Raw genomic sequence first — 23629 nt, forward strand, 5'->3', positions numbered from 1 at the left:
GCGTCACCTGGCCATCAACGTGGCCCAGCGGGTTTGGGCCACTGCCAGCATCACGCCGCCGAACACGGCCAGGTAGGCCGCGTTCAGCAGCAGCCCCGGGCCGACGTCGCCCAACGCCAGGCCCCGGCTGAGTTCGATCGCGTGGTAGAGCGGGAGCGCTTCCACCAGCAGTCGCACCCAGTCGGTGTAGACCGTGACGGGGTAGAAGGTCGTCGCGAACAGGAACATGGGCAACATCACGAGCTGGACGTACTGGAAGCTGTGCCAGCCGCGCGCATAGCCGGCCGCCGCCAGGCCGAAGGCGCCGAACGCGAACGCCGTCAGCAGGCCCGCCGGGACGGCCATGATCGCCCACGGCGAGCTGACCAGGCCGAACGCGGCGATCACGACCAGGAAGCCGACGCCGGTGACCAGGGCGCGGGCGGCGGCCCAGAGGAGTTCCCCGGCGACCATGCCGCGCACGGTCATCGGGGTGACCAGCAGCGAGTGGTAGAAGCGGTCGAAGGTGAGTTTTCCGTAGACCGTGTTGGTGGTCTCCTCCAGGGCGCTGTTCATCATGGCCACGGCGAGCAGGGCGGGGGCGACGAAGGCGGCGTACGGGACGTCGATCCCCGGGACCTCCCCGACGAGCGCGCCCACGCCGACGCCCAGGGCCAGCAGGTAGAGGATCGGTTCGTAGACGGAGAACAGGGCCATCGTCCACGGGGTGCCGCCCTTGTGCACCCACACGTTGCGCAGCACGACCAGGTGGGCGCCGCCGGCGGCCGGGAGCCTAGACATAGAGCACCTTCCGGAAGGTGACCCGCCCGATCAAAACCCCGGCGACGGCCATGGCGCCCAGGTAGGCGACGTGCAGGAGGGTCATGCCGGGGGTGGCGGTGCCGAGGGCCAGGGATCGGCAGAGGTCGGCGCCGTGCCAGAGCGGGAGGGCGTACATGATCGTCTGGAGGGCGGCGGGCAACTGTTCGACGGAGAAGAACGTGCCGGAGAACAGGTACATGGGCATGACCACGAACCGGAACACGGTGTTCAGGCGCGGGAAGTCGGTCACGGTCACCGCCCATGCGGCGACGACGGTCGCGGGCGCGATCCCGGTGAGCGTGGCGGCCAGCACGACGGCGAGGGCCGTACCGAAAGAAGAGAACAGCCCGAACAGGGCCATCACCACCACGAACGCGAGCGCTCCCACGAACACCCGCAACGCCACGAACAGCAGGTGCCCGCCCATCACCTCGCCGGACGAGAGCGGTGTGGCGACGGCGGTCTGGTAGACGCGCTCCCGGCCGCGCGCCGTCGCCACGCCGAACCCGGCGTCGATGAACGCGTTCTGGAACGCGGCCGCGGCCAGCACCCCCGGCGCGAAGAACTGCAGGTAGGACACGCCTTCGACGTCACCCCGCACCAGGGAGCCGAGCCCGGCGCCGATGGCCAGCAGGAAGAGCAGCGGGTTGGCGATCGAGACGACGACCGTACCCTGCCAGGTCCGGCGATAACGGAACAGCCAATAGGCCAGCGAGCGGGTCATCGGGCCACCCGCGAGGGCCGGCCCTCAGCCGAAGCGCACCGCCCACCGCCGACCACACCGTGAGCCGGACGAGGCCCCTTCACGTGACCGGCCATCGATCCTCCCGCGACCGCGCCATAGACCGTGCGAGGCCCTTTCACATGACCGGCCATCAGCCCTCCGGCGACCACGCCATGAACCGTGCGGCGTCGCTTGTCATGGCCGGTCATCAGTCGGTCAGTGATCGGCCGGTGAGGCGGAGGAAGACGTCCTCCAGCGTGGCGCGGCGCACGAGGGCCGTCAGGGGGCGCAAGCCGACCTCGGTCACCCGAGCCAGGGCCGCGTCGCCGTCGTCGGCGTAGCAGAGCAACCGGTCGGGGAGGACCTCCACGTCGCCGCCCAGTTTCTCGGCGGCCTGTTCTTGCTCCCCCGGCGGGAAACGCAGTTCGACGACCTCGCGGGTCACGTGGCGGTCGATGAGGTCGCGGGGGGTGCCCTCGTCGGCGATGCGGCCCTTGTCCATGATGACCAGGCGGTCGCAGAGTTGCTCGGCCTCGTCCATGTAGTGGGTGGTGAGGATCAGGGTGACGCCGGCGCTCTTCAGGCGGAACAGGCGGTCCCACAGGATGTGCCTGGCCTGCGGGTCGAGGCCGGTGGTCGGCTCGTCGAGCAGCAGGATCTCCGGGTCGTTGACCAGGGAGCGGGCGATGGTGAGGCGGCGGCGCATGCCGCCAGAGAGGTGTTCGACGCGCTCGCCCGCCTTGTCTGCCAGTTGGGCGAACTCCAGCAGCTCGGCGCTCTTGGCCCGCATGTGCTTCAGGGAGAGGCCGAAGTACAGGCCGTACACGATGAGGTTCTCGCGGACGGTCAGCTGCAGGTCGAGTGCGTCGTCCTGCGGGACGACGCCGAGCCGGGCCCGTAACGCGCGGCCGTGGACGACCGGATCGTCGCCGAGGATGCGCAGGCTGCCCCCGCTGGGCTGCGACACGCACGCCAGCATCCGCATCGTCGACGACTTCCCGGCCCCGTTCGGCCCGAGGAAGCCGAAGGCCTCCCCGCGCTCGACCCGGAACCCGATCCCGGCCACGGCTGTGAAGTCGGTCCCGGGATAACTCTTCTCCAGCCTCTCGGCCTCGATCAGTGCCATCGAAATACCCCCGTTGGTGGCGCGAGCCCGTGACCGCCTTCCCACGAGCGGTCACGGGCCCGGGTATCTAGCGCAGCCAGACGGCTGTGTCGGAGGGCAGTTCGTCGCCCTCCAGGGGGCCGCTGGCCAGCAGCACCTCGGTGTGCGGGGGCAGCGGCGCGGGTTCGGCGCCCAGGTTCACGACGCAGACCAGGCCCGAGTCGCGCTGGAAGGCGAGCACGTCGTCGCGCGACTCGCACCAGGTCAGGGTGCCGTCGCCGAGCAGTTCCCGGCGCAGCTTGAGGCCGGAGCGGTAGAGGCTCAGCATCGAGCCGAGGTCCTCGTTCTGCGCCTCGACGGTCAGCTTGTTCCAGTCGGCGGGCTGGGGGAGCCACGGCTCGCCGGCGCCGAAGCCGAACGGCTTCTCCTGGCCCGACCACGGCAGCGGCACCCGGCAGCCGTCGCGGCCCGGCACGGTGTGCCCGGAACGCACCCACATCGGGTCCTGGCGAAGTTCGCCGGGGATGTCGTCGACCTCCGGCAGGCCCAGTTCCTCGCCCTGGTAGATGTAGACGCCGCCGGGCAGGGCCATGGCCAGCAGCGCCGCCGCCCTGGCCCGGCGGTAGCCGAGCTCCAGGTCCGACGGGAAGCCGTCGCGGCGGGCGCCGTGGTCCCAGGAGGTGGTCTCCCGGCCGTAGCGGGTCACCACGCGGGTCACGTCGTGGTTCGACAACACCCAGGTGGCCGGCGCGCCCAGCGGGGCGTGCGTCTCCAGCGTCGTGGTGATCGAGGCGCGCAGCGCGGCCGGCTCCCAGGGGGCGGCCAGGAAGTCGAAGTTGAACGCCGTGTGCAGCTCGTCGGGGCGCAGGTAGCGGGCGAACCGCTCCTGGTCGGGGAACCACACCTCGCCGATGAAGATCCGGTCGGTGTACTCGGTGTCGGCCAGCCGCCGCCAGCTGCGGTAGACGTCGTGGACCTCGGGCAGGTCGGTGTAGCCGTCGGGGTCGCCGCCCTCGAAGTTCTTGACCAGCACGGCCGCCGAGTCGATCCGGATGCCGTCGACGCCGCGGTCGAACCAGAACCGCAGCACGTCGTGGAACTCCTGGTGGACCTCCGGGTTGGTCCAGTTGAAGTCGGGCTGCTCGGGCGCGAACAGGTGCAGGTACCACTGGCCGTCGGGCACCTGGGTCCACGCCGGGCCGCCGAAGATCGACTTCCAGTCGCCGGGCTCGTCGCGGAACCAGAAGCGTTCCCGCTCGGGCGAACCGGGACCGGCCGCCAGCGCCGCCTTGAACCACTCGCTCTGGTCGGAGTGGTGGTTCGGGACGACGTCGATGATCACCTTGATGCCCAGCTCGTGGGCCTCCTCGATGAACCTCTCGGCCTCCGCCAGGTCGCCGAACGACGGCTCGATGGCCCGGTAGTCGGCCACGTCGTAGCCGCCGTCGGCCATCGGGGACGGATACCACGGCACCAGCCACAGAGCGTTGACACCGAGGTCGGCGAGGTAGGCCAGGCGGCTGCGCAGACCGGCGAGGTCGCCGATGCCGTCGCCGTTTCCATCGGCGAAGCTGCGCAGGTAGACCTGGTAGATCGCGGCCCCCCGCCACCACGTTTCGGGCATGCTGGAACAACTCCTTAGGCTTTATTGGAGAGTGGTCGGCAGGGTCAGCCTTTTAGGCTTCCCGCCGTCAGACCGGCCATGATGCTGCGCTGGAACACCAGGAACACCAGGATCGCCGGGATGCTCGCGATGACGAGAGCCGCGATCAGGACGTTCTGCGGCATCTGAGCCGAAAGCGAGGAGATGCCGACGCTGATCGACATCTTCTCGCTGTCCGGCAGCACCAGCAGCGGCCAGACGAAGTCCTTCCAGACGTTGACCACCGCCAGGATGGAGACCACCCCGAGGATCGGCCGGGACACCGGAAGAACCACCGACCAGAGGATACGCATCGGCGACGCGCCGTCGATCTGGGCGGCTTCCAGCAGCTCACGCGGGATCGAGTCGAAGAACCGCTTGAGCAGGAAGATGAAGAACCCGTTGGCCGCCGCGGGCAACCAGATGGCCCACGGGGTGTTCAGCAGGTTCCATCCGAATATCGGCAGCTCCACCACGCTCAGGTAGGCCGGCAGCAGGATCACCATCGGGGGGATCATCAGCGTCGACAACACCAGCGCCAGGACCACCTTGCCGAACGCCGGCCGCAGCTTCGACAGCGCGTACGCCGCCGCCACGTCGAAGGTCAGCGTGAAGAACCAGGCGCCGGCCGCGTAGATCAGGGTGTTCTTCAGGAAGGTGCCGAGGTCGAGCAGGTCCCACGCCTCGGCGTACACCGAGAAGTTCAGCTCTTCCGGGAAGAAGGTCGGCGGCACCGCGACGAGTTCGTCGGGCGACTTCATCGCGCCGGTGACCATCCAGTACAGCGGGAACACGAAGGCGAGCGTGAAGCCGGTGACCACGAACGTCAGGACGGTCCAGTAGACGATCTTCCCGCGCCGGGTGGTCAAGGTGTGGGGCGACACCAGGCCGCGGAACTGCTGCGGCCGTTCCTTCGTCTTCCGGCGCCGGCGCGCGTGCTTGGGCGCCGGCGCGGAGTCCTTGACGGCCCTCGGGGGCCGCTGGACGGTGCTCTGCGACATCGGTGTTCCTCCTCTCTGCCGGTCTCGGCTAGGTACGGTCGCGCGAGACGCGCAGGTAGAAGGCGGAGAAGACGATGAGGACGAGCATCAGCATCAGCCCGAGGGCGCCGCCGCCGCCGAAGTTCCCGAAGCTGAACGCGTACTGGTACATGAGGTAGGCCACCGTCACGGTCGCGTTCTCGGGGCCGCCGCCGGTCAGCAGGAAGGGCTCGATGAAGACCTGCATGGTCGCCACGATCTGGAGCAGCAGCATGACCAGCAGGATCAGCCGCGTCTGCGGGATCGTGATGTGCCACACGCGCTTGAACAGGCCCGCGCCGTCGAGCTCGGCCGCCTCGTAGAGCTCGCTGGGGATGCTCTGGAGGGCCGCGAGGTAGATCAGCGTGCCGGTCCCGAGGTTCATCCAGGTGGAGACGATGACGAGCGAGGGCAGGGCGGTCGTGGTCGAGTCGAGCCAGCTCAGCGGGGGGATGCCGACCAGGCCCAGGGCCTGGTTGAACAGGCCGGCGCCCGGGTCGTAGAACCACTTGAACAGCAGCACCGCCACGGCGGGCGGCAGCATCACCGGCAGGTAGACGATCAGCCGGAGGTAGCCCTGGGCGTGCCGGAGTTCGTTCAGCACGACCGCGAACACGAACGGCACGACGTAGCCGAAGACCAGCGCCAGCAGGGTGAAGATCGCGGTGTTGACCCAGGCCGAGAGGAAGGCCGGGTCGTCGAGCACGGTGCGGAAGTTCTCCAGGCCGACCCACTCCGTGGAGTTCACGAAGTTGGTCTTCTGGAACGAGAGGATGAACTCCCGGACCATCGGGATCCAGGAGAAGAACGCGAAGCAGATCAGCGCCCCGGAGAGGAAGCTGTAGGCCGTGAGGTTCCGGCTCACCGCGCGCCGCAGGGCTCCGGGGGGCCGCTGCCGGGGCGGCCGGACGTCCTTCGCGGAGAGAGTCGTCATCGGTTTGCGCTCACAATCTCAACGTGTAAATCGGGGGCCGGCCCTGCGACCGACCCCCGAACTTCAGGTCAGCCCGCTGCCAGCAGCTTGTTGACCTTCTCCTCCGCGTCCGCCAGCAGCTCGTCGATGTTGGCGTCCTTGCGCGTCAGGACCGCCGACATCGGGGTGTCGAGGATGGCGTAGATCTCCTGGGCCTTCGGCGGCTCCAGCTTGAAGGTCACCGACTTCGTGCCGTCGACGTACGGGGCGAAGTGCTCGGTCGGGACGTTGGCGTTGGCCTCACGGTCCGACTGGATCTGCGCGCCGGGGGCGGCCGATCCGTAGAGGTCGGTGAGGGGCAGGCCGGTGGGCAGGCCGTCGGCCTTGTTGCGGGCGTAGTCGAACTGGCCCTGGCCCGGGGTGAGGAACTTGAACTCCAGCCACTTCAGACCGGCCTTGATCTGGTCGGGGGTGGCCTTCGCGTTGAACATGTAGCCGTCGCCGCCGGACAGCGACTGGGTCGACTCGGGGAGCGCGGTCACGCCGTAGTCCTCGAACTTGCCCTTGAAGTCGTTGTTCACGGCCTGGACGACGTCGGGGGCGCCGATCATCATGCCGAGCTTGCCGGAGCCCATCATCCGCATGAGGTCTTCCCAGCGGTGCAGCTGCTTGGTGCCCATGCTGTTGTCGTCCCACCGCATCTTGCGGAGGTTCTCCAGCACGGCCTTGCCCTGCTCGCTGTTGAACGCGGCCATCTTGCCGTCGTCGCTCACCATCGCGCCGCCGCGGGCGTAGATGGAGGAGGTGAAGTGCCAGCCGCCGGTGTTGCCGGCGGAGTACTCGCCGAAGCCGACGTAGCCGTTGCCGAGCCCGGCGATCTTCTTGGCGGCGTCCTGGACTTCGGCCCAGGTCTTGGGCGGCATGTCCGGGTTGAGGCCCGCCTGGGTGAACAGCGCGCGGTTGTAGACCAGGCCGGTGGCGTAGTTGGTGCGCGGCACGCCGTAGGTCTTGCCGCCGGACTCGAAGACGCCCTTCACGTCGGGGCGGATCTCCGCGAAGTGCGGGGCCTCGCTCAGGTAGGGCGTGATGTCGGCGGCCTGACCGGCCCCGATGATGCGGGCGGCGTCGGTGTAGTAGACGTAGAACAGGTCTTCCATCTGGCCGCCGGCGAGCTTCGCCTGGAAGGTCTCAGGAACGATGCAGGGGAACGCGTCCTTGCTCTCGATCGTGATGTAGGGGAACTTCGCCTGGAACGCGGTGACGTCCGCGTCCCACTGCGCGCGCTCCTTCGGGTTCGTCTTCGGCGGCTGGCAGCCGACGCTGATCGTCACAGGGGCGTTCTCGGCGGCCGGGGCCGAACCACCGGCAGAGGGGTTCGCGGCCGGGGCCGGGGTCTCCTCCGAGCCACACGCCGCAGCGGCGAGGGCGAGCCCCGCCACGGCCAGCAACGTCGCGATTTTACGGGATTGCATCAATGATTCCCTCCTGCCGTGGCCAACCACGACACCTTGAGAGCACCTGTCCGTCTGGCAAGTTCCGGAACGAGCCCCCCGAAGGCCCGATCGATGAAGGTGGAGTTACGAGTCCGCTTCGTGTTACCGGTTGCGAGAAACATACAGAGACGAACAAGGGCTAGCAAGAGTCATGTACTCAAGATGCAAAAAAGTGACAGTGCGACGCAGCGCACACTAACGAAACACGAACCCGCAGGTCACAGAGATGGCCTGCTTCGACGCTCGTTCTCGCGGCGCTGTCAGGCTTGAGGGGACGACTGACAGGGGCGTGACCGTTCCAGTCAAACACCGGGGATCAGCCGCAAACAAGCTCCTGCCAGCACGCAGGGAATCGACGATCAGATGAACCGGAACAACACAGAAGCCCCGCACTTCCGAGGAAGGCGGGGCTTCGGGTGATGGACGGGAGGGGTCAGACCGCGACTCCGACGCCGACCCCGGCGCCGATCCTGGCGGGGCCGGTGGAACCCCGGACGACCAGCTCCGGTTCGTAGAGCAGTTCCTCGGCCGTGACGGGGGTGCCGTCGATCTGGTTCACCAGCAGCGTGACGGCGGCGCGGCCGATCGCCTCGATCGGCTGGCGGACCGTGGTCAGCGGCGGGTTGGTGCAGTTCATGAAGTTCGAGTCGTCGAAGCCGACCACCGAGACGTCTTCGGGCACCGACATGCCCATGCGGCGCACCGCCCGGATCGCTCCAAGCGCCAGCGGGTCAGAGGCGCAGATGATGCCGGTGACGCCCAGCCGGATCAGCCGGTTGGTGACGGCCTGGCCGCCTTCGAGCGAGAACATGGCGTGCTCGACCGCGACCTCGGCCAGGCCGGCCTTCTCGGCGGCGGCGTTGATCGCGGCCAGCTTGCGGCGCGAGGGGATGTGGTCGTCGGGGCCCAGCACTATCCCGAGCCGCTCGTGGCCGAGCGAGACCAGGTGGCTGAACGCCTGCTCCACCGCGACGGCGTCGTCGGTGGACACCCGCGGGAAGTCGAGGTTGTCGCTGGCGGCGTTCACCAGCACGACCGGCAGGCCGATGTCGAGCAGCCGGAGGTAGTGCTCGTGGGGGGCGTCGGCCTCCATGTAGTGGCCGCCCGCGAAGACCACTCCGGAGACCTGCTGCTCCAGGAGCATCTCGACGTAGTCGGCCTCGGAGAGGCCGCCCGCCGTGCGGGTGCACAACACCGGGGTGAAGCCGCGCTGCGCCAGGGCGCCGCCGACCACCTCGGCCAGCGCCGGGAATATGGGGTTGCCCAGTTCGGGCAGGACCAGGCCGACCAGGCGGGCGCGCTCCCCCCGGAGCTGCGTCGGGCGCTCGTAGCCGAGGACATCGAGGGCGGTCAGCACGGCCGCGCGGGTCGCGTCGGAGACGCCCGGCTTGCCGTTCAGCACGCGGCTGACGGTCGCCTCGCTCACTCCGACTTTCTTCGCCACTTCTGCAAGTCGACGTGTCACAGCGCAAATCATACGCCCAAGGAACGCAACCTGCTTGCATTCCCCCGATGCCATCTCGCCATGAGAGCGTTTTCCACCCATCGACGCACGATCATGGAATGACCTCGCATCGGCCAACGCTCCAGGTCGTGACCGGAAAACGATCGTTTGCGAGGAGATACGCGCGCTTACGTGTTCTTTACACCGGGCCCGGGACATATGAACGTTACAGACGAACGGGCCGTGGGCGGTCGGCCGAAAGTTTGCGTACCGGCCCCTTCGAACTACTCATAAGGCCAGCTCAGCGGGGCTGCGGGAGAGCAAGCAGGGGCGGGTTGCACGTCCCGGACGCCATGACCGCAGAGGTCAGGCCCTGTCAGACGTCATCAGACCAGTGCTTTTGCGAAATCAAGTTGAAATATTGCGGACTTCTGTTGGCCATCCTATGGTGTGCTCATCTCGACACCGCCGATCGCGACGGAGGCGCCGAGCACCCTCAGGCCCGTGTGGCCCGCCGACCCCCCGGCGGCGGCGCGGGCCCGCACCTGACAGAAGGGTCCGCCGATGCCTGAATCGGTAATCCGCTCACGTCGCCTGTCCGCCGCCCTCGCGAGCGCCGCCCTGATCGCGGCGGGCGTGGTGGCCGTCCCCACCCTCTCCGGCACCGCCTCCGCGGCTGCCTCGGCCGACTCCGTGTGGGGCATCCCCGGTCGCGGCGCGACCGTCCCCTTCACCGAGTTCGAGGCCGAGGACGTCGCCCACAACGGCACCCTCATCGGGCCCAGCCGCATCTACACGACGCTGCCCTCCGAGGCCTCCGGCCGCCGGGCCGTGACGATCGACTCCCCCGGCGAGTACGTCGAGTTCACCCTGACCAAGCCCGCCAACGCGATGACGGTGCGCTACAGCATCCCCGACGCGAACGGCGGCCAGGGCCAGACGATCAACGCCGACATCCGCGTCGGCGGCGCCAAGCTCAAGGACCTGTCCCTGACCTCGGTCTACAGCTGGTTCTACGGCGGCTACCCGTTCAACAACAACCCGGGTGACACCAACCCCCACCACTTCTACGACGAGACCCAGACCCTGCTCGGCCAGACCTACCAGGCCGGGACCAAGATCCGCGTCCAGGCCCAGTCGAACGTCCCGATCACGGTGGACGTGGCCGACTTCGAGGTCGCCCCCTCGGCGATCCAGAGGCCGGCCGGCTCGCTGTCGGTCGACGAGTTCGGCGCCGCCCGCAACTCGTCGACCGACTCCACCGCCGCCTTCCAGGCCGCGGTCGACGCGGGCAGGGCGCAGGGCAAGGAGGTGTACGTCCCCGAGGGCACGTACACCCTCTGGGACCACGTCGTCGTCGACGGCGTCACGCTGCGCGGCGCCGGCCCCTGGTACACCAAGCTGACCGGCCGCCACCCGACCCAGCGCAACCGCGCGGTCGGCATCTACGGCAAGTACGTCTCCGGGGGCGGCTACCAGGGCGGCATCCGCTCCCACGAGGCCGGCGGGCCCAGCCGCAACGTGGTCGTCCGCGACCTGCACATCCTCGGCGACATCCGCGAGCGGGTGGACGACGACCAGGTGAACGCCATGGGCGGCGCGATGACCGACTCGGTCGTCGACAACGTCTGGATGGAGAACACCAAGGTCGGGGCCTGGATGGACGGCCCCATGAACAACTTCGTCATCCGCAACAGCAGGATCGTCGACCAGATCGCCGACGGCGTGAACTTCCACACCGGCGTGACGAACTCGACGGTGACCAACACCTTCGTCCGCAACAGCGGCGACGACGGCCTGGCCATGTGGCCCGACCGGATGGCGAACGTCAACAACACCTTCAGCTTCAACACGGTGATCGCGCCGATCCTGGCCAACAACATCGTCACCTACGGCGGCCGCGACATCAAGATCACCGACAACGTGGTCTCCGACACGCTGACCAACGGCGGCGGCATCCACATCGCCAACCGCTATCCCGGGGTCAACTCCGGCCAGGGCACCGCGGTCGCGGGCACCCACACGGTCGCCAGGAACACCCTGATCCGGACCGGCAACAACGACTACAACTGGCGCTTCGGCGTCGGCGCGATCTGGTTCTCCGGCCTCAACGAGCCGGTCAACGCCACGATCAACGTGACCGACACCGACATCATCGACAGCTCGTACGCCGCCATCCACTTCATCGAGGGCAGCACCCAGACGGTCAACTTCAAGAACGTCAACATCGCCGGCACGGGCACGTACATGATCCAGGCCCAGTCTGGTGCCCGGACGACGTTCGAGAACGTGCGGGCCAGCTACCTCGGCGCCGGGACGGCGATCCACAACTGCGTGGGCGGCTCGTTCACGATGACCGACCTGGGCGGCAACTCGGGCTGGTCGCCGGGCAGCACGACCTGCACCGGCACCTGGCCGAACCCGAACTACATCTATCCGGGCGGCGGCGGAGGCAACCCCAGCCCCTCGCCCAGCCCGCCCACGAGCCCGTCGCCGTCTCCGTCGCCCAGCCCGTCACCCAGTCCGTCACCCAGTCCGTCGCCCTGCACCAAGACGGCCACGGCGACCAGCCAGAACCAGTCGTTCACCCCGCAGAACGCGATCGACGGCAGCGCCGACACGTACTGGGAGAGCGCCAACAACGCCTTCCCGCAGTCGCTGACGGTCGACCTGTGCGCCCCGGTCAACGTGCAGCGGGTGGAACTGAAGCTGCCGCCCGCGTCGGCCTGGAACACCCGCACCCAGACCATCGCGATCGAGGGTTCGACCAACAACTCGACGTGGACGACGCTGTCGGGCAGCGCGGGCCGCACCTTCAACCCGGCGACCGGCAACACGGTGTCGATCAACACCACCGCCGCGACGGTCCGCTACCTGCGCGTCGTCGTGACGGGCAACACCGGCTGGCCGGCCGCGCAGCTCTCGTCGGTCGAGGTCTTCGGCACCCCGGGCACGAACCCGTCGCCGTCCCCCTCGCCGTCGCCCTCGCCCACTCCCAGCCAGCCGGCCGGGAACCTGGCGCAGGGCCGCCCGGCGACCGCCAGCGGCGTCGCGCAGAACTACGGCCCCGGCAACGCGGTCGACGGCAACGCCAACTCGTACTGGGAGAGCACCAACAACGCCTTCCCCCAGACGATCACCGTCGACCTCGGCCAGAACCGCACGGTCGGCCGGGTGGTCCTGAAACTGCCCCCCGCCACGGCCTGGGCCACCCGCACCCAGACCCTGTCGGTCCTCGGCTCGCAGGACAACGCGACGTGGAGCACCCTCTCGGCCTCGGCCGGCCGGGTCTTCAACCCGTCGAGCGGCAACACGGTGACCATCACGTTCACCGCGAGCAGTCAGCGTTACCTGCGCCTGAACGTCACCGGCAACACCGGCTGGCCGGCGGCGCAACTGTCCGAGTTCGAGGTGTACGGCTCGTAGCCCGGACCACGTGACCGGCGCCCGGGAGGAGGGAGGACGCCCCTCCCCCCGGGCGTCAACGTGTGTCTAAAGGGAGTCGGCCGGGACCGGGATCGCCGGGAACGGGTTGTCGGGCAGCAGGATCACCCGGCGGGCGTCGCGCCCCTCGCGGGCGACGGCCAGGTGCAGCAGCGCCGCGCCCACGCCCGCCGCCCCCACCATGTAACCGGTGTCGGCGGTGATCTCATGGGGCCGCAGCCGGCGGTACGCCTGGTACCAGCGCATGCCGCGCCCGTCGTCGCGGGTGGCCCGCTCGATCAGGTCGTCGCCCAGTTCGGTCGCCACGTCGAGGTATTCGCTGGTGCCCGTCGCCGCCCACAGGCCGACGAAGAACTCGATCAGCCCGGCCGCGCCGCAACACTGGCATGCCACGTTCCAGTAGCCCTCGCTGCGGCGTTCGGGCACGCCGCTGTTGATGACGCCGCGGGCCAGGCGCTCGACCCAGTCGAGGTCGCCGGGGTCGCCGGTCACCCGGTAGAGCTCGTGGAACAGCCGGGCCACCCCGGCCGAGCCGGAGCAGAAGCCCAGGTAGTTGAGCGCCCGCGCGTGGGGCACGTGGTGGGGCACCAGGGCGCACTTGTCGCTGACCGAGCTGACCATGCGGACGAAGTCGGCCGCCCGGCGGGCCGCCGCGAGGAACATGCCGTCGCCGGTCACGCCGTAGAGGCGCGCCATCAGGAAGCCCGATCCGGCGGTGCCGGACAGGAAGCCGGGGGTGACCGCGTCGACCGGGAGGTCGCCGCCCTCGGCGCCGAACTGGTGGCCGGGCACGACCTGGCCGGCGATGGTGCGGCCGGTCATGATGGCGACCTCTTCGAGGTCGTCGCGGCCCAGCATGCCGGCGATGTGGAGCAGGCCGAGAGCGATGCCGCCGTCGCCGCGCTGCGACACGTCGCCGGTCCAGGTCAGTCCTTCTCTGGACGGCCGCTGCGAGGCGAGCACCCGCTCGGCGATGCGCTCGGCCGCGACCTGATGGGTGGCGTCGCCGGTGGCCCAGTAGGACTCGGTCAGGGCGAAGACCAGGCCCATCAGGCCGTGGTAGAAGGTCGGGTCGGTGATGGTGCCGGAGACGGTGACCAGGTGGTCGGCGCCGGCGAGGGCCTCGTCCAGATAAGACTGGTCGCCGGTCGCGGCGGCCAGTTCGAGGTAGAACAAGACGATCCCGGCCGCGCCCGAATAGAGGGTGGCCGAGTGGCCGGCGTTGGCCGACCGGCCGCCGGGGTCGGGGTTGGCGAGCCAGTGGTGGCCGTGGTCGTCGTCGACGGCCGCTTCGCGGATCCACCGGGCGGCGTGGATCGCCGCGGTGACCGGCGTGTCGGCTTCCGTCCGCCCCATGTCGCCTCCCGGTATTTCCTACAAGGATAGTCCTATTTAGCGAGCCCGGCGAGCGGCGGCGGCAGCTCACGCTCATGGATCAGCACCAGGCGGCGGGTCGCCCTGGTCATCGCCACGTAGAGGTCGCGACCGGCCAGTTCCTCGGGCCACAAGACGATGACGCCGTCGAATTCGAGCCCTTTTGAGGTCGTCACGGTCATCAGCGCCACCGGCGAGTCCAGCGGATCGAGCGTAACGGCTTCCGGGACCGCCGACGCGACTTCCGCATAGCGTTCACCGGACGTGATGATGGCCAGCCGGCCCTCCCCGTCGGCGAGCAGATCGCCGGCCGCGGCGGCGATCTCCGCCCTGAGCACGTCGTTCAGCTCCGCCCCGGTGGCCCGGAGCACGCGGGGCGGCTCCTCGGCGGGCCTGACCGAAATCGGGGGTTCCTGGTCGGGGGCGACCTCCTTCAGGACCTCGGCGGCGGCGTCCATGACGTCCTTGGGGGTGCGGTAGTTGACGGTGAGGCGCTCCTCGCGCCAGGTGACGTACTGGTCGAGCATCTCACCCCAGCTCGTCGCGCCGGCCGGGGAGCCGGTCTGGCCGATGTCGCCGACGATCGTCATCGAGCGGGTCGGGATGCGCCGCATGATCATGCGCCAGGCCATCGCCGAGAGCTCCTGGGCCTCGTCGACGATCACGTGGCCGTAGATCCACTTGCGGTCGCGCTCGGCCCGCTGGGCGGTGGTGACCTCCTCGCCGGGGGTGGCGTTCCAGTCGGCCAGCAGCGCCGCCTCGACCTCCTCGACCCCGGTGACGGTGAGCACCTCGCGGGCGAACAGCTCCTGCTCGGCCCGGCCGTCGTCGCGCCGCGCCGGGGCGGGCTCCTCGCCGAGCAGCTCGGCGGCCTCGTCCAGGAGGGGGATGTCGCCGGTCGTCCACGGGTCGCCGGGCGACTTGCCGAGCATGCCGCGCACGAGCTCCTGCGGGGTGACGACCGGCCACAGGGCGTCGATGGCCGCCCTGACCGGCGGTTCGTGCCACAGAACCTTCCTGATGTACGCCAGCTCGTCGGCGTCGGCGGGCCGGTCGAGCTTGGCCGTCTCGTCGATCGCGAGCGCGCGCAGCAGGTCGAGCACCAGCAGCTTGCGGGCCACGTTGTGGGGGCGGCCCGACCGGCGGGCCCGGTCGCGGGCCTCGACGCAGAGGTGGTGCGGGACCGCCAGGTCGAGGCCGTCGACGTGGATCTCCAGGTCGCCCTCGGGCACCCGCTGCCGGTCGGCGACCGCCCGCGCGACCGCCTCGACCATGCCGAGGTCGCCCTTGATGACCGCCTGGAACGGCTCGTCGCCGGCGGTGGCGGTGACGCCGGGGAACAGGTCGCCCACGCCGGCCAGCACGACGTCGGTCTCGCCCAGCGAGGGCAGCACCTGGCTGATGTAGCGCAGGAACGTGGTGTTGGGGCCGACGACCAGGACGCCGCGGCGTTCGAGGGTCTCGCGGTAGGCGTACAGGAGGTAGGCGGCGCGGTGGAGGGCGGCGACGGTCTTGCCGGTGCCGGGCCCGCCCTCGACGACGAGCGTGCCGTGCAGGCCCGACCGGATCACCCGGTCCTGCTCGGTCTGGATGGTGGCCACGACGTCGCCCATCCGGCCGGTGCGCCGGCGGCGCAGGGCGGCCAGCAGGGCGGCCTCGCCGACGAAGCCGCCGTCGACGTCCTCGCGGTCGAGGTCGAAGACCTCGTCGTCGACGCCGACCACGGTGCGGCCCTTGGTCCGCAGGTGGCGGCGGCGCACCAGGGTGCCCGGGTAGGAGGGGGTGGCGGCGTAGAAGGGCCGGGCGGCGGGGGCCCGCCAGTCGACCAGGATCGTCTCGTGGTCGTCGTTGCGCAGCCCGACGCGGCCGATGTAGAGGGTCTCCTCCAGGACGTCGTCGATGCGCCCGAAGCACAGGCCGCGCTCGACGCCGTTGAGCTGGGCGAGCCGGCGGGCGTGCTCCTTGGCCGACACCTCGCGCTCGACCCGCGCCTGGTGGGTGCCGCCCGAGGCGCCCTTGGCGTACTCGGTCTTGAGGGCCTCGGCCGTCCGGCGCCGGACGGTGTCGAGCCGGTCGTAGAGCTGGGTGATCCGGCTCTGCTCCAATTCGAGCACTTGACGATTGGCCACGCGAGTGCTATCCTCTCCAACGGAGCTATGTGATTTGCGCAGCACAAGGGGCCCGCAACTCACCAGGATAGCTCCTTTTTCTTTGCCCGCATCCGGCGTGACCCGACCGGTGATTTCGCCGATGCGCCGCCCCCGGTTCGCTCCTGACTATGACGCAGTCAGCAATTCCGACAGGGCCGTCGTGCGGAGCCGGAAACGCGCCCGCAACACAGCGGCTCTTCCGAGAACCGGGAGACACCCCCCTTGCGACGTTTCTTCTCGGCAGATTCCGATCGCGGGACACGGCCGGGCTCCGGCCGCCCGCGTCTCGCTCGCTCGTCCCCGCTGTCCCGTCTCGCCACCACCGCCCTCGCGTTCATCCTGGCGACCGGGACCGCCGTCACTCTAGCCCCCTCGGCGCACGCCGCCGGGTTCGAGCGCGGCCCGAACCCCACCAGCTCGATCCTCGAAGCCTCGCGCGGCCCGTTCTCCGTCGCCACCACGAGCGTCTCGTCGCTCGTCTCGGGCTTCGGCGGCGGCACCATCTACTACCCGACCGACACCAGCCAGGGCACCTTCGGCGCGATCGCCATCTCCCCCGGTTACACCGCCCGGTGGTCGAGCCTCGAATGGTTAGGCCCGCGCATCGCCTCGCACGGCTTCGTCGTCATCGGCATCGAGACCAACTCGACCCTCGACCAGCCCGCCAGCCGCGGCAACCAGCTTTTGGCCGCCCTCGACTACCTGGTCAACAGCAGCTCCACCACGGTACGCAGCCGCATCGACCGCAACCGCCTCGCGGTCGCCGGCCACTCGATGGGCGGCGGCGGCACCCTGCACGCCGCAGAAGACCGCCCCTCCCTCAAGGCCGCCGTGCCGATCGCGCCGTGGAACCTCGACAAGACCTGGGGTTCGGTGCGCGTGCCGACCCTGATCGTGGCCGGTGAGAGCGACAGCGTCGCCTCCCCGACGACGCACGCCAGCCCCTTCTACAACAGCATCAGCCAGACGGAGAAGGCGTACCTGGAGCTGAACGGCGCCAGCCACTTCTTCCCGCAGACGACCAACACCCCGTTCGCCAAGCAGTTCGTCGCCTGGCTCAAGCGCTGGGTCGACGAGGACACCCGCTACAGCCCGTTCATCTGCCCCGGCCCGAGCGGCCTGGCGATCGAGGAGTACCGCAGCACCTGCCCGGTGTGACCGAGCCGGAGAAGCCCCATGACGGCGGTCATGGGGCTTTTCCCTTCGCGCCGGAACCCGGCGATCGGGCTGCGCCGGACCGTCCCGGGTTGTATGCCTGTGACGTGATCCGATTACGCGCCCTCGCCCCCGCGGCCACCGTGCTCGCGCTCGCCGCCTGCGGCGCCACCACCCCGCCGGCCCCCCTGCACACCGGCCTGCGGGCCGCCGACGTCGTCAGGGAGCTGCCCGCGCACGGCGTGAACGCCACCCTGGGCGCGATCTACCAGGAGGAGGGGATCAGCGGCGCCTCGTTCCAGTCGGACGAGATCGCCGTCACGGGTCCGGGCGGCGGCCCCGGCGACTTCGTGACCGGCGGCCTGATCCAGGTCTTCGCCGACGAGAACGCCGCCGCCGAGCACGCCAAGGGGATCGCGACGGCCGCGTCGCAGCCCCCGGAGCACACCTACCGGGTGGGCAACGTCCTGCTCCGCATCTCCAAGGGCCTGCCGGAGGTCGACGCGCGGCGCTACCGGACCGCCGTGGAGGAGATCCTCCGGCAGGACTGAGCTATCCGGCGAAGGCGGCGTCGACCGAGTCGTAGACCTTCAGGCGGGTGCGCAGGCCCAGCAGGTCGAACAGGCGGGCCACCCGGGGTGTCAGGGCGCAGTAGGCGGCCGGGCCCCGGCGGTGGGCGTCGAGGAGGACCTGCAGGCCCGCGCTGTCGATGAACGTCAGGCCCGAGAGGTCGAAGACCACCCGGTCGCCGGAACGCTCCCGGACGTAGTCGTGGAAGGCCGGTTCGGCCAGGGCGTCGATCTCGCCCTGGACCACGATGATCACGTCGCCACCACGACGGTGGGCGGTCACCTGGAAGGTGCGGCCCGCCAGACCGGGCTCGCCGTCGTCTTCCGCCGTCAATTCGCGCTCTCTCTCCAGAACGGCCCGCGCGGCTTCGCGGAGGTCGGCCCCGCCCCGCCACTCCGCCAGATGCGCCAGATGATAGGCGGCGGCGTAGCGGCGTTCGGCCGGGTGAGCGGCGCGCTGCCGCTGGTCCTGGCGGACACGCTCGGCGGCACGACGATGATCCTCCACATTCCCCACTCTTTCACTCATCCCCGGCGCCCGCCACATCGACGCCGGGGCCGGGGGTGGTGCCAGCACCACCTTTTTCCCGGGTACCTCGTGGATGGTGGCACCCCCCGCCCGGTCTCTACGGTTGTCCCCATGGCCCTCACCCAGACGCTCACCCCCTGGGACCGGCTGCGGTCCCACTGGGCCGCCCCGGCCTGGCTGCGCACCGTCCACGTGGTGACCGGGGCGCCGGTCGCGCTGCTGGCGCTGGCCGTGATCGGCGGCCTGGCCACCGTCTCGATCATCTTCATCTGGACCATCGTGGTCCCCCTGGTCGCGCTGCCGCTGATGTTCTGGCTGCTGCCACGCCTGACCGGGCTGCAGCGCGGGCGCTTCGCGGCCTTCCTGTCGGTCGACATCCCGGCGGCCCGGCCCCGGCCCGCCACCCGGAACCCCATCCGGTTCCTCTACGCCGAGATCCGCGACCCCCGCACCTGGCGGCAGCTGGCCTACCACCTGCTCGCCCCCCTCATCACCGGGATCGGGCTGTTCGCCATGATCGTCGCCTGGTCGGGGGCGCTGGCCGCCTTCACGGTGGCCATCAACTACTGGACCGACCGGGGCTCCGTCGAGGTCGAGGGCGGGCTGATGCTGGCGCTCGCCGCGGCGCTGGCCGTGGCCGGGCCCTGGGCGGCCCGGCTGATCTGCTCGGTCGACGAGGTGGCCGCGGTGTCGCTGCTCGGGCCGAGCGCCGCCGACGTGCTGACCGAGCGCGTCGAGAGCCTGCGCGAGAGCCGCGCCGAGGTGATCGACGCGGCCGACGCCGAGCGCCGCCGGATGGAGCGCGACCTCCACGACGGCGCCCAGCGCCGGCTCGTGTGGCTGGCGATGAACCTCGGCATGGCCCGCACCACCCTCACCGACCTGCCAGAACCGGCCAGGCAGGTGATCGCGCAGGCCCACGACGAGGCCAAGCTGGCGCTGAAGGAGCTGCGCGACCTGGTGCGCGGCCTCCACCCGGCGGTGCTCGACGAGCAGGGCCTCGACGCCGCCCTGTCGGGGGTGGCGGCGCGGTCGCCGGTGCCGGTGCGGCTGACGGTCGACGTCGACCGCAGGCCGTCGCCGACGATCGAGGCGGTGGCGTTCTTCGTGGTGTCCGAGGCGCTGACCAACGTCGCCAAGCACGCCGAGGCCCACGAGGCGTTCGTGACCGTGCGGCGCGAGGGCGACCGGCTGGTCGTCGAGGTGCTCGACGACGGCCGGGGCGGCGCCGACCCCGCCGAGGGCTCGGGCCTGCGCGGCCTGATCCAGCGGGCCGGTTCGGTCGACGGCGTGATCACCATCCTGAGCCCCGAGGGCGGGCCGACCACGATCCGGGCCGATCTGCCGTGCGGGTAGTGCTCGCCGAAGACTCCGTGCTGCTCCGCGAGGGCCTCGTCTGGGTGCTCCGGTCGGCCGGCATGGAGGTCGTGGCGGCCGTCGAAGACGCCGAGGGGCTGCTGCGGGCCGCCGAGGAGCACCGGCCCGACCTGGTCGTGACCGACGTGCGCATGCCGCCGTCCCACACCGACGAGGGGCTGCGCGCCGCCCTGGTGCTCCGGCGGCAGTGGCCCGACCTGTCGATCGTGGTGCTCTCGCAGTACGTCGAGGAGCGCTACGCCGCCACCCTGCTGTCCACGACCACCACGGGCGTCGGCTACCTGCTGAAAGACCGGGTGGCCGACGTGCCCGAGTTCCTCGACGCGCTGCGCCGGGTCGCGACCGGCGGCACCGCCCTCGACCCCGAGGTCGTCGCCCAGCTCCTGGTGCGCCGCCACAGCGACCCGCTCGACCGTCTGACCCGCCGAGAGAAGGAGGTGCTGGCCTTGATCGCCGAAGGTCGCTCCAACACCGGCATCGCCGAGGCCTTGTCGGTCTCGGAGAGCGCCGTGGGCAAGCACATCAACAACATCTTCGCCAAGCTCGACCTGGCCGGCGACGATAAGGACCACCGGCGTGTGCTGGCCGTGCTGCGATTCCTGAGGGTGTCGTGAACGCGGCGGCGCGGCTGCGCTGGCGCATCGCCGGCGCGGTCTTCACGGCCGGGGTCCTGGTGCTCGGCACGGCGGGCTTCGCCACCGCCGTGCTCGACGAACCGGCCGCCCCGACGGCCCTGCTGAACACCCGGACCACCGAGACCGTGCGCGACGAATACCTGCTCTACACGTCGCAGTTCGTGCTGGTCGACCACGCCGGCCCGGGTGTGCCGGTCAGCATCGAGCACGGTCCGGGCGACCGGGTGGTCATCGAGCGCGAGACCACCTGGGGCCGCGACCGGCCCGACCAGTCGCAGTCGTGGAACGGCCAGACCCTGACCATCGACGCGGGCGGCTGTTCCGACTGCTCGGTGCGCTACCGCATCAGCGTGCCGGAGCACACCGAGGTGATCCGGCGCTGATAAACCAGGTGAAACCGCCTGTCGGGGCGGGTACCGTCACCGGGTGATTCCGCTGGTAGAACGAGAGATCCGTGCCTCGTTCGTGAACTGTTCCAAAGGTGAGGCCTCGCGCCTCAACCTCCCGCGCGACCTGCGTGAGCTCGACTGGGAGTCGCTCGACTTCCTGGGCTGGCGCGACCCGCAGTCCCCCGAGCGGGGCTATCTGGTCGCCGACCACGGCGGGCGGCCGACGGGGATCGTCATGCGGTTCCCGCAGGGCGTCAAGCGCAGCGTCGTCAAGACCACCGTCTGCTCGGTCTGCGTGACCTCCCACGGGGGCACCGGCGTGGCGCTGTTCGTGGCGCCCCGCGTCGGCGCGGCCGGGCGGCAGGGCAACACGGTCGGCGCCTACCTGTGCTCCGACCTGGCCTGCTCCCTGTACGTCCGGGGCAAGAAGGCCACCGACCGGCTGGCGGGCGGCGAGACGCTGTCGCTCGACGACCGGATCGCCCGGCTGGTCGTGAACCTCGACGACTTCGTCGCGAAGGTGCTCGCCTAGGGAGGAGACCCCATGACCAGGCGGACGCCCCGCTTCCAACCCCGGCCCCGGGCAGGCACGACGCCTCCCGGGGCCTTCTTCGTCCGATTTATTTCTTAGGAAACTTTCCTAACCAGGTTGACCCGGACTGTCAGGACTGTGTTTGATGAGCGCTCAAGAGCGCTCGTCCCACCCGTCTCTTTTCTGTACGGAGTCTGCCGATGGCACGCTCGTTATGCGCACTTCTGGTGCTCTTGTCCGCCCTCGTCGCCACGCCCGCCCAGGCCGCCCCGGCCGTGTTCGCCCATCCGGGCGTCATGGTCAGCCGGGCCCAGCTCGACTTCGTCAAAGGCCGGGTCGCGGCGAACGCCCAGCCGTGGAAGGCCGCGTTCGACCAGATGGCGGCCTCGCCGTTCGCGTCGCTGACGCGCAACCCGACGCCCCGCGCGGTCGTCGAGTGCGGCTCCTACTCCAACCCGAACATCGGGTGCACCGACGAACGGCAGGACGCGCTGGCCGCGTACACGCTGGCGCTGCGCTGGTACATCACCGGTGACGCGCGCTACGCGACCAAGGCCATCTCGATCATGGACGCCTGGTCGGCCGTGCTGCGCGACCACACCAACAGCAACGCCCCGCTCCAGTCGGCCTGGGCCGCCTCCACCTGGCCGAGGGCCGCGGAGATCATCCGCTACACCTACAACGGCGGCTGGCCGAACATGCAGCGCTTCGCCACCATGCTGCGCAACGTCTACCTGCCCGAGGTCGTCAACGGGTCGTCCAGCAACGGCAACTGGGAGTTGTCGATGATGGAGGCGACGATCGGCATCGCCGTCTTCCTGGAGGACAAGGCCGTCTACGACCGCGCCGTCGCCCGCTTCCGGGCCCGCGCGGCGGCCTTCCTGTACGTCGCCGCCGACGGCCCCCAGCCGAAGTATCCGCCGGTGGGGAGCGTCGACACCTACGGCGAGCTGGTGAGCTTCTGGCACGGCCAGACCACCTTCGTCGACGGCCTGAGCCAGGAGACCTGCCGCGACTTCACCCACACCGGCTACGGCGTCAGCGCCATCTCGCACGTCGCCGAGACCAGCCGCATCCAGGGCCAGGACCTCTACCCCGAGCTCGCCGACCGGCTCCGGCACGCCCTGGGCTTCCACGCGAAGTACCAGCTCGGCACCGCCGCGCCTTCATGGTTGTGCGGCGGCTCGCTCAAGCTGGGCCTCGGCCCGGTGACCGAGGTGGGCTTCAACGCGCTGAACACCCGCATGGGCATCGCGATGACCAACACCCAGACCCTGACCGAGCGCCAGCGCCCGGCCGGCACGAACTACCTGTTCGTGGCCTGGGAGACGCTCACCCACACGAAGAACCCGAACTAGCGCATCAGGGCCAGGCGCTTGGTCAGCTTCGTGACCGGCGCCTTCGGCCCGAAGACGACCAGGCCGACGTAGTCGATCTCGGCCGCCGGGGTCGCCTCCAGGGTCCGCAGGTACTCGCCGTACTCGCGGGCCTTCCTGGCGACCTCGGTGAAGCCGACCACCCTGACCTCGTCGGGCGCGGCGTCGTGGAGCTCGCGCAGCTCGCCGCCCGACGCGGTCAGGATCGGCACGGGGTGGGTGTTAAGGCCGGGGTGCAGGTTCCCGTCCGCGTCCTTGCCGTCGGCGCCCAGCCAGCCGACCAGCTCGTCGCCGAGGCTGAGGGCCAGCACGGCGGCGGCGTTCACCGCCAGGCCGGCGGGCAGGTCGTCGCGGAGCACCATGACGAGTTTGGTCTGCATCGGACTCCGATCAATCGAGTGGTTCTGATGGGCGACTCTAGGCAATCGCGCCATCCGAAACCCCTCTCACCGAACGTTTGATCGGCGATAGCCTCGAATCCATGGATTTGGACGACATAGATTCGGCGATCATCGCCCAATTGCAGCTCGACGCACGGCAGTCGAACCGGGAACTGGCCCGCCGGGTCGGCATCGCCGCCTCGACCTGCCTGGAGCGGGTCCGCGGCCTCCACGAGCGCGGCGTCATCACCGGCTACCACGCCCGGCTCGACCTGTCGAAGATCGGCCGCGGCGTCCAGGCGCTCGTGGCGGCGCAGGTCAGGCCGTCGAGCCGGACCGTCATCGACGGCTTTCGCGAGTGGGCCCAGTCGCGGACCGAGGTGCTGGAGGTGCTGGTCGTGGCGGGCGGCGACGACTTCCTGATCCGGGTGGCCGTCCAGGACAACGAGCGCCTGCACGGCTTCCTCATCGACCACCTGGCCAAGCGCAAGGAGGCGGTCAGCTTCCGGACCCTGGTCGTCTTCCAGCACTCCGCCACGACCGCGATCACGCCGCTGTTGACCATGACGTAGCGGCAA

Annotated in this window: 21 protein-coding genes; 9 read left to right on the forward strand and 12 right to left on the reverse strand. The window is 70.1% G+C overall.

What is annotated here, in order from left to right:
* Positions 1 to 3 precede the first annotated feature (3 nt).
* From AW274_RS21475 to AW274_RS21510, 8 genes are all read right to left on the reverse strand, one after another.
* Entirely contained in the window at positions 4 to 780 is a 777-nt protein-coding gene (locus tag AW274_RS21475) for an ABC transporter permease (RefSeq protein WP_062435455.1), read from the reverse strand.
* On the reverse strand, positions 773 to 1525 hold the full coding sequence (locus AW274_RS21480) for an ABC transporter permease (RefSeq protein ID WP_062435458.1): 753 nt from the start codon (positions 1523 to 1525) through the stop codon (positions 773 to 775). Before AW274_RS21480 ends, AW274_RS21475 begins: the two co-directional genes overlap by 8 nt.
* 208 nt (positions 1526 to 1733) lie before the next feature.
* Positions 1734 to 2651, reverse strand: a complete 918-nt coding sequence (locus AW274_RS21485; RefSeq protein WP_062435461.1) for an ABC transporter ATP-binding protein — start codon at positions 2649 to 2651, stop codon at positions 1734 to 1736.
* A gap of 67 nt (positions 2652 to 2718) precedes the next feature.
* The gene (locus AW274_RS21490; protein WP_062435464.1) at positions 2719 to 4254 is read right to left on the reverse strand and encodes a glycoside hydrolase family 13 protein; all 1536 of its coding nucleotides are present in this window, start codon (positions 4252 to 4254) and stop codon (positions 2719 to 2721) included.
* Positions 4255 to 4298: 44 nt separating this feature from the next.
* Positions 4299 to 5273 (reverse strand): carbohydrate ABC transporter permease, encoded by a 975-nt coding sequence (locus AW274_RS21495; protein WP_062435467.1) that lies wholly within the window; start codon positions 5271 to 5273, stop codon positions 4299 to 4301.
* A gap of 28 nt (positions 5274 to 5301) precedes the next feature.
* Complete coding sequence (locus AW274_RS21500) at positions 5302 to 6225, reverse strand: carbohydrate ABC transporter permease (RefSeq protein ID WP_062435470.1); 924 nt, start codon at positions 6223 to 6225, stop codon at positions 5302 to 5304.
* Positions 6226 to 6293: 68 nt separating this feature from the next.
* Positions 6294 to 7676 (reverse strand): ABC transporter substrate-binding protein, encoded by a 1383-nt coding sequence (locus AW274_RS21505; protein WP_063813529.1) that lies wholly within the window; start codon positions 7674 to 7676, stop codon positions 6294 to 6296.
* A 454-nt stretch (positions 7677 to 8130) separates the two neighbouring features.
* Positions 8131 to 9141, reverse strand: a complete 1011-nt coding sequence (locus tag AW274_RS21510; RefSeq protein WP_062341258.1) for a LacI family DNA-binding transcriptional regulator — start codon at positions 9139 to 9141, stop codon at positions 8131 to 8133.
* A gap of 564 nt (positions 9142 to 9705) precedes the next feature.
* On the opposite strand from AW274_RS21510, the gene AW274_RS21515 reads away from it, so the two are divergent.
* Entirely contained in the window at positions 9706 to 12567 is a 2862-nt protein-coding gene (locus AW274_RS21515; protein ID WP_062435473.1) for a discoidin domain-containing protein, read from the forward strand.
* 66 nt (positions 12568 to 12633) lie between these two features.
* On the opposite strand, the gene AW274_RS21520 is transcribed toward AW274_RS21515, so the two are convergent.
* The gene (locus AW274_RS21520; RefSeq protein WP_062435475.1) at positions 12634 to 13941 is read right to left on the reverse strand and encodes a lanthionine synthetase LanC family protein; all 1308 of its coding nucleotides are present in this window, start codon (positions 13939 to 13941) and stop codon (positions 12634 to 12636) included.
* A 32-nt stretch (positions 13942 to 13973) separates the two neighbouring features.
* Positions 13974 to 16088, reverse strand: coding sequence for a HelD family protein (locus AW274_RS21525; RefSeq protein WP_157520629.1), 2115 nt, complete (start codon positions 16086 to 16088; stop codon positions 13974 to 13976).
* A 324-nt stretch (positions 16089 to 16412) separates the two neighbouring features.
* Between AW274_RS21525 and AW274_RS21530 the strand changes: the two genes are divergently transcribed.
* Both AW274_RS21530 and AW274_RS21535 read left to right on the forward strand, forming a co-directional pair.
* The gene (locus tag AW274_RS21530; protein WP_062436186.1) at positions 16413 to 17267 is read left to right on the forward strand and encodes an alpha/beta hydrolase family protein; all 855 of its coding nucleotides are present in this window, start codon (positions 16413 to 16415) and stop codon (positions 17265 to 17267) included.
* Positions 17268 to 17371: 104 nt separating this feature from the next.
* Positions 17372 to 17815 (forward strand): hypothetical protein, encoded by a 444-nt coding sequence (locus AW274_RS21535; protein ID WP_062435478.1) that lies wholly within the window; start codon positions 17372 to 17374, stop codon positions 17813 to 17815.
* A 1-nt stretch (position 17816) separates the two neighbouring features.
* On the opposite strand, the gene AW274_RS39370 is transcribed toward AW274_RS21535, so the two are convergent.
* Positions 17817 to 18341 (reverse strand): STAS domain-containing protein, encoded by a 525-nt coding sequence (locus AW274_RS39370; protein WP_062435481.1) that lies wholly within the window; start codon positions 18339 to 18341, stop codon positions 17817 to 17819.
* Positions 18342 to 18473: 132 nt separating this feature from the next.
* Here AW274_RS39370 and AW274_RS21545 point away from each other — a divergent pair, with 132 nt between their 5' ends.
* The 5 genes from AW274_RS21545 (at position 18474) to AW274_RS21565 (ending at position 22653) form a co-directional block, all read left to right on the forward strand.
* On the forward strand, positions 18474 to 19718 hold the full coding sequence (locus AW274_RS21545; RefSeq protein ID WP_062435484.1) for a sensor histidine kinase: 1245 nt from the start codon (positions 18474 to 18476) through the stop codon (positions 19716 to 19718).
* On the forward strand, positions 19709 to 20353 hold the full coding sequence (locus AW274_RS21550; protein ID WP_062435487.1) for a response regulator: 645 nt from the start codon (positions 19709 to 19711) through the stop codon (positions 20351 to 20353). The genes AW274_RS21545 and AW274_RS21550 overlap by 10 nt, the downstream gene beginning before the upstream one ends.
* Positions 20350 to 20757, forward strand: a complete 408-nt coding sequence (locus AW274_RS21555; RefSeq protein WP_062435491.1) for a hypothetical protein — start codon at positions 20350 to 20352, stop codon at positions 20755 to 20757. Before AW274_RS21550 ends, AW274_RS21555 begins: the two co-directional genes overlap by 4 nt.
* 43 nt (positions 20758 to 20800) lie before the next feature.
* Positions 20801 to 21295, forward strand: a complete 495-nt coding sequence (locus tag AW274_RS21560; RefSeq protein WP_062435494.1) for an FBP domain-containing protein — start codon at positions 20801 to 20803, stop codon at positions 21293 to 21295.
* A 200-nt stretch (positions 21296 to 21495) separates the two neighbouring features.
* Positions 21496 to 22653 (forward strand): alginate lyase family protein, encoded by a 1158-nt coding sequence (locus AW274_RS21565; protein ID WP_062435496.1) that lies wholly within the window; start codon positions 21496 to 21498, stop codon positions 22651 to 22653.
* On the opposite strand, the gene AW274_RS21570 is transcribed toward AW274_RS21565, so the two are convergent.
* Positions 22650 to 23051: a DUF2000 domain-containing protein gene (locus AW274_RS21570; RefSeq protein WP_062435499.1), complete on the reverse strand. Its 402-nt coding sequence runs from the start codon at positions 23049 to 23051 to the stop codon at positions 22650 to 22652. The two genes, AW274_RS21565 and AW274_RS21570, sit on opposite strands and share 4 nt — an antisense overlap.
* Before the next feature lie 101 nt (positions 23052 to 23152).
* Between AW274_RS21570 and AW274_RS21575 the strand changes: the two genes are divergently transcribed.
* A complete protein-coding gene (locus AW274_RS21575; protein ID WP_304608157.1) occupies positions 23153 to 23623 on the forward strand; it encodes an Lrp/AsnC family transcriptional regulator in 471 nt (156 codons plus the stop codon).
* Positions 23624 to 23629 lie beyond the last annotated feature (6 nt).

The organism is Herbidospora daliensis (assembly GCF_001570585.1).
Lineage (GTDB): Bacteria > Actinomycetota > Actinomycetes > Streptosporangiales > Streptosporangiaceae > Herbidospora > Herbidospora daliensis.

Coding starts and splice junctions, on each gene's coding strand:
- AW274_RS21480 (WP_062435458.1), bottom strand. CDS start 1,525: ATGACCCGCTCGCTGGCCTATTGGCTGTTCCGTTATCGCCGGACCTGG.
- AW274_RS21495 (WP_062435467.1), bottom strand. CDS start 5,273: ATGTCGCAGAGCACCGTCCAGCGGCCCCCGAGGGCCGTCAAGGACTCC.
- AW274_RS21565 (WP_062435496.1), top strand. CDS start 21,496: ATGGCACGCTCGTTATGCGCACTTCTGGTGCTCTTGTCCGCCCTCGTC.
- AW274_RS21500 (WP_062435470.1), bottom strand. CDS start 6,225: ATGACGACTCTCTCCGCGAAGGACGTCCGGCCGCCCCGGCAGCGGCCC.
- AW274_RS21520 (WP_062435475.1), bottom strand. CDS start 13,941: ATGGGGCGGACGGAAGCCGACACGCCGGTCACCGCGGCGATCCACGCC.
- AW274_RS21485 (WP_062435461.1), bottom strand. CDS start 2,651: ATGGCACTGATCGAGGCCGAGAGGCTGGAGAAGAGTTATCCCGGGACC.
- AW274_RS21490 (WP_062435464.1), bottom strand. CDS start 4,254: ATGCCCGAAACGTGGTGGCGGGGGGCCGCGATCTACCAGGTCTACCTG.
- AW274_RS21545 (WP_062435484.1), top strand. CDS start 18,474: ATGGCCCTCACCCAGACGCTCACCCCCTGGGACCGGCTGCGGTCCCAC.
- AW274_RS21505 (WP_063813529.1), bottom strand. CDS start 7,676: ATGCAATCCCGTAAAATCGCGACGTTGCTGGCCGTGGCGGGGCTCGCC.
- AW274_RS21575 (WP_304608157.1), top strand. CDS start 23,153: ATGGATTTGGACGACATAGATTCGGCGATCATCGCCCAATTGCAGCTC.
- AW274_RS21515 (WP_062435473.1), top strand. CDS start 9,706: ATGCCTGAATCGGTAATCCGCTCACGTCGCCTGTCCGCCGCCCTCGCG.
- AW274_RS21570 (WP_062435499.1), bottom strand. CDS start 23,051: ATGCAGACCAAACTCGTCATGGTGCTCCGCGACGACCTGCCCGCCGGC.
- AW274_RS21475 (WP_062435455.1), bottom strand. CDS start 780: ATGTCTAGGCTCCCGGCCGCCGGCGGCGCCCACCTGGTCGTGCTGCGC.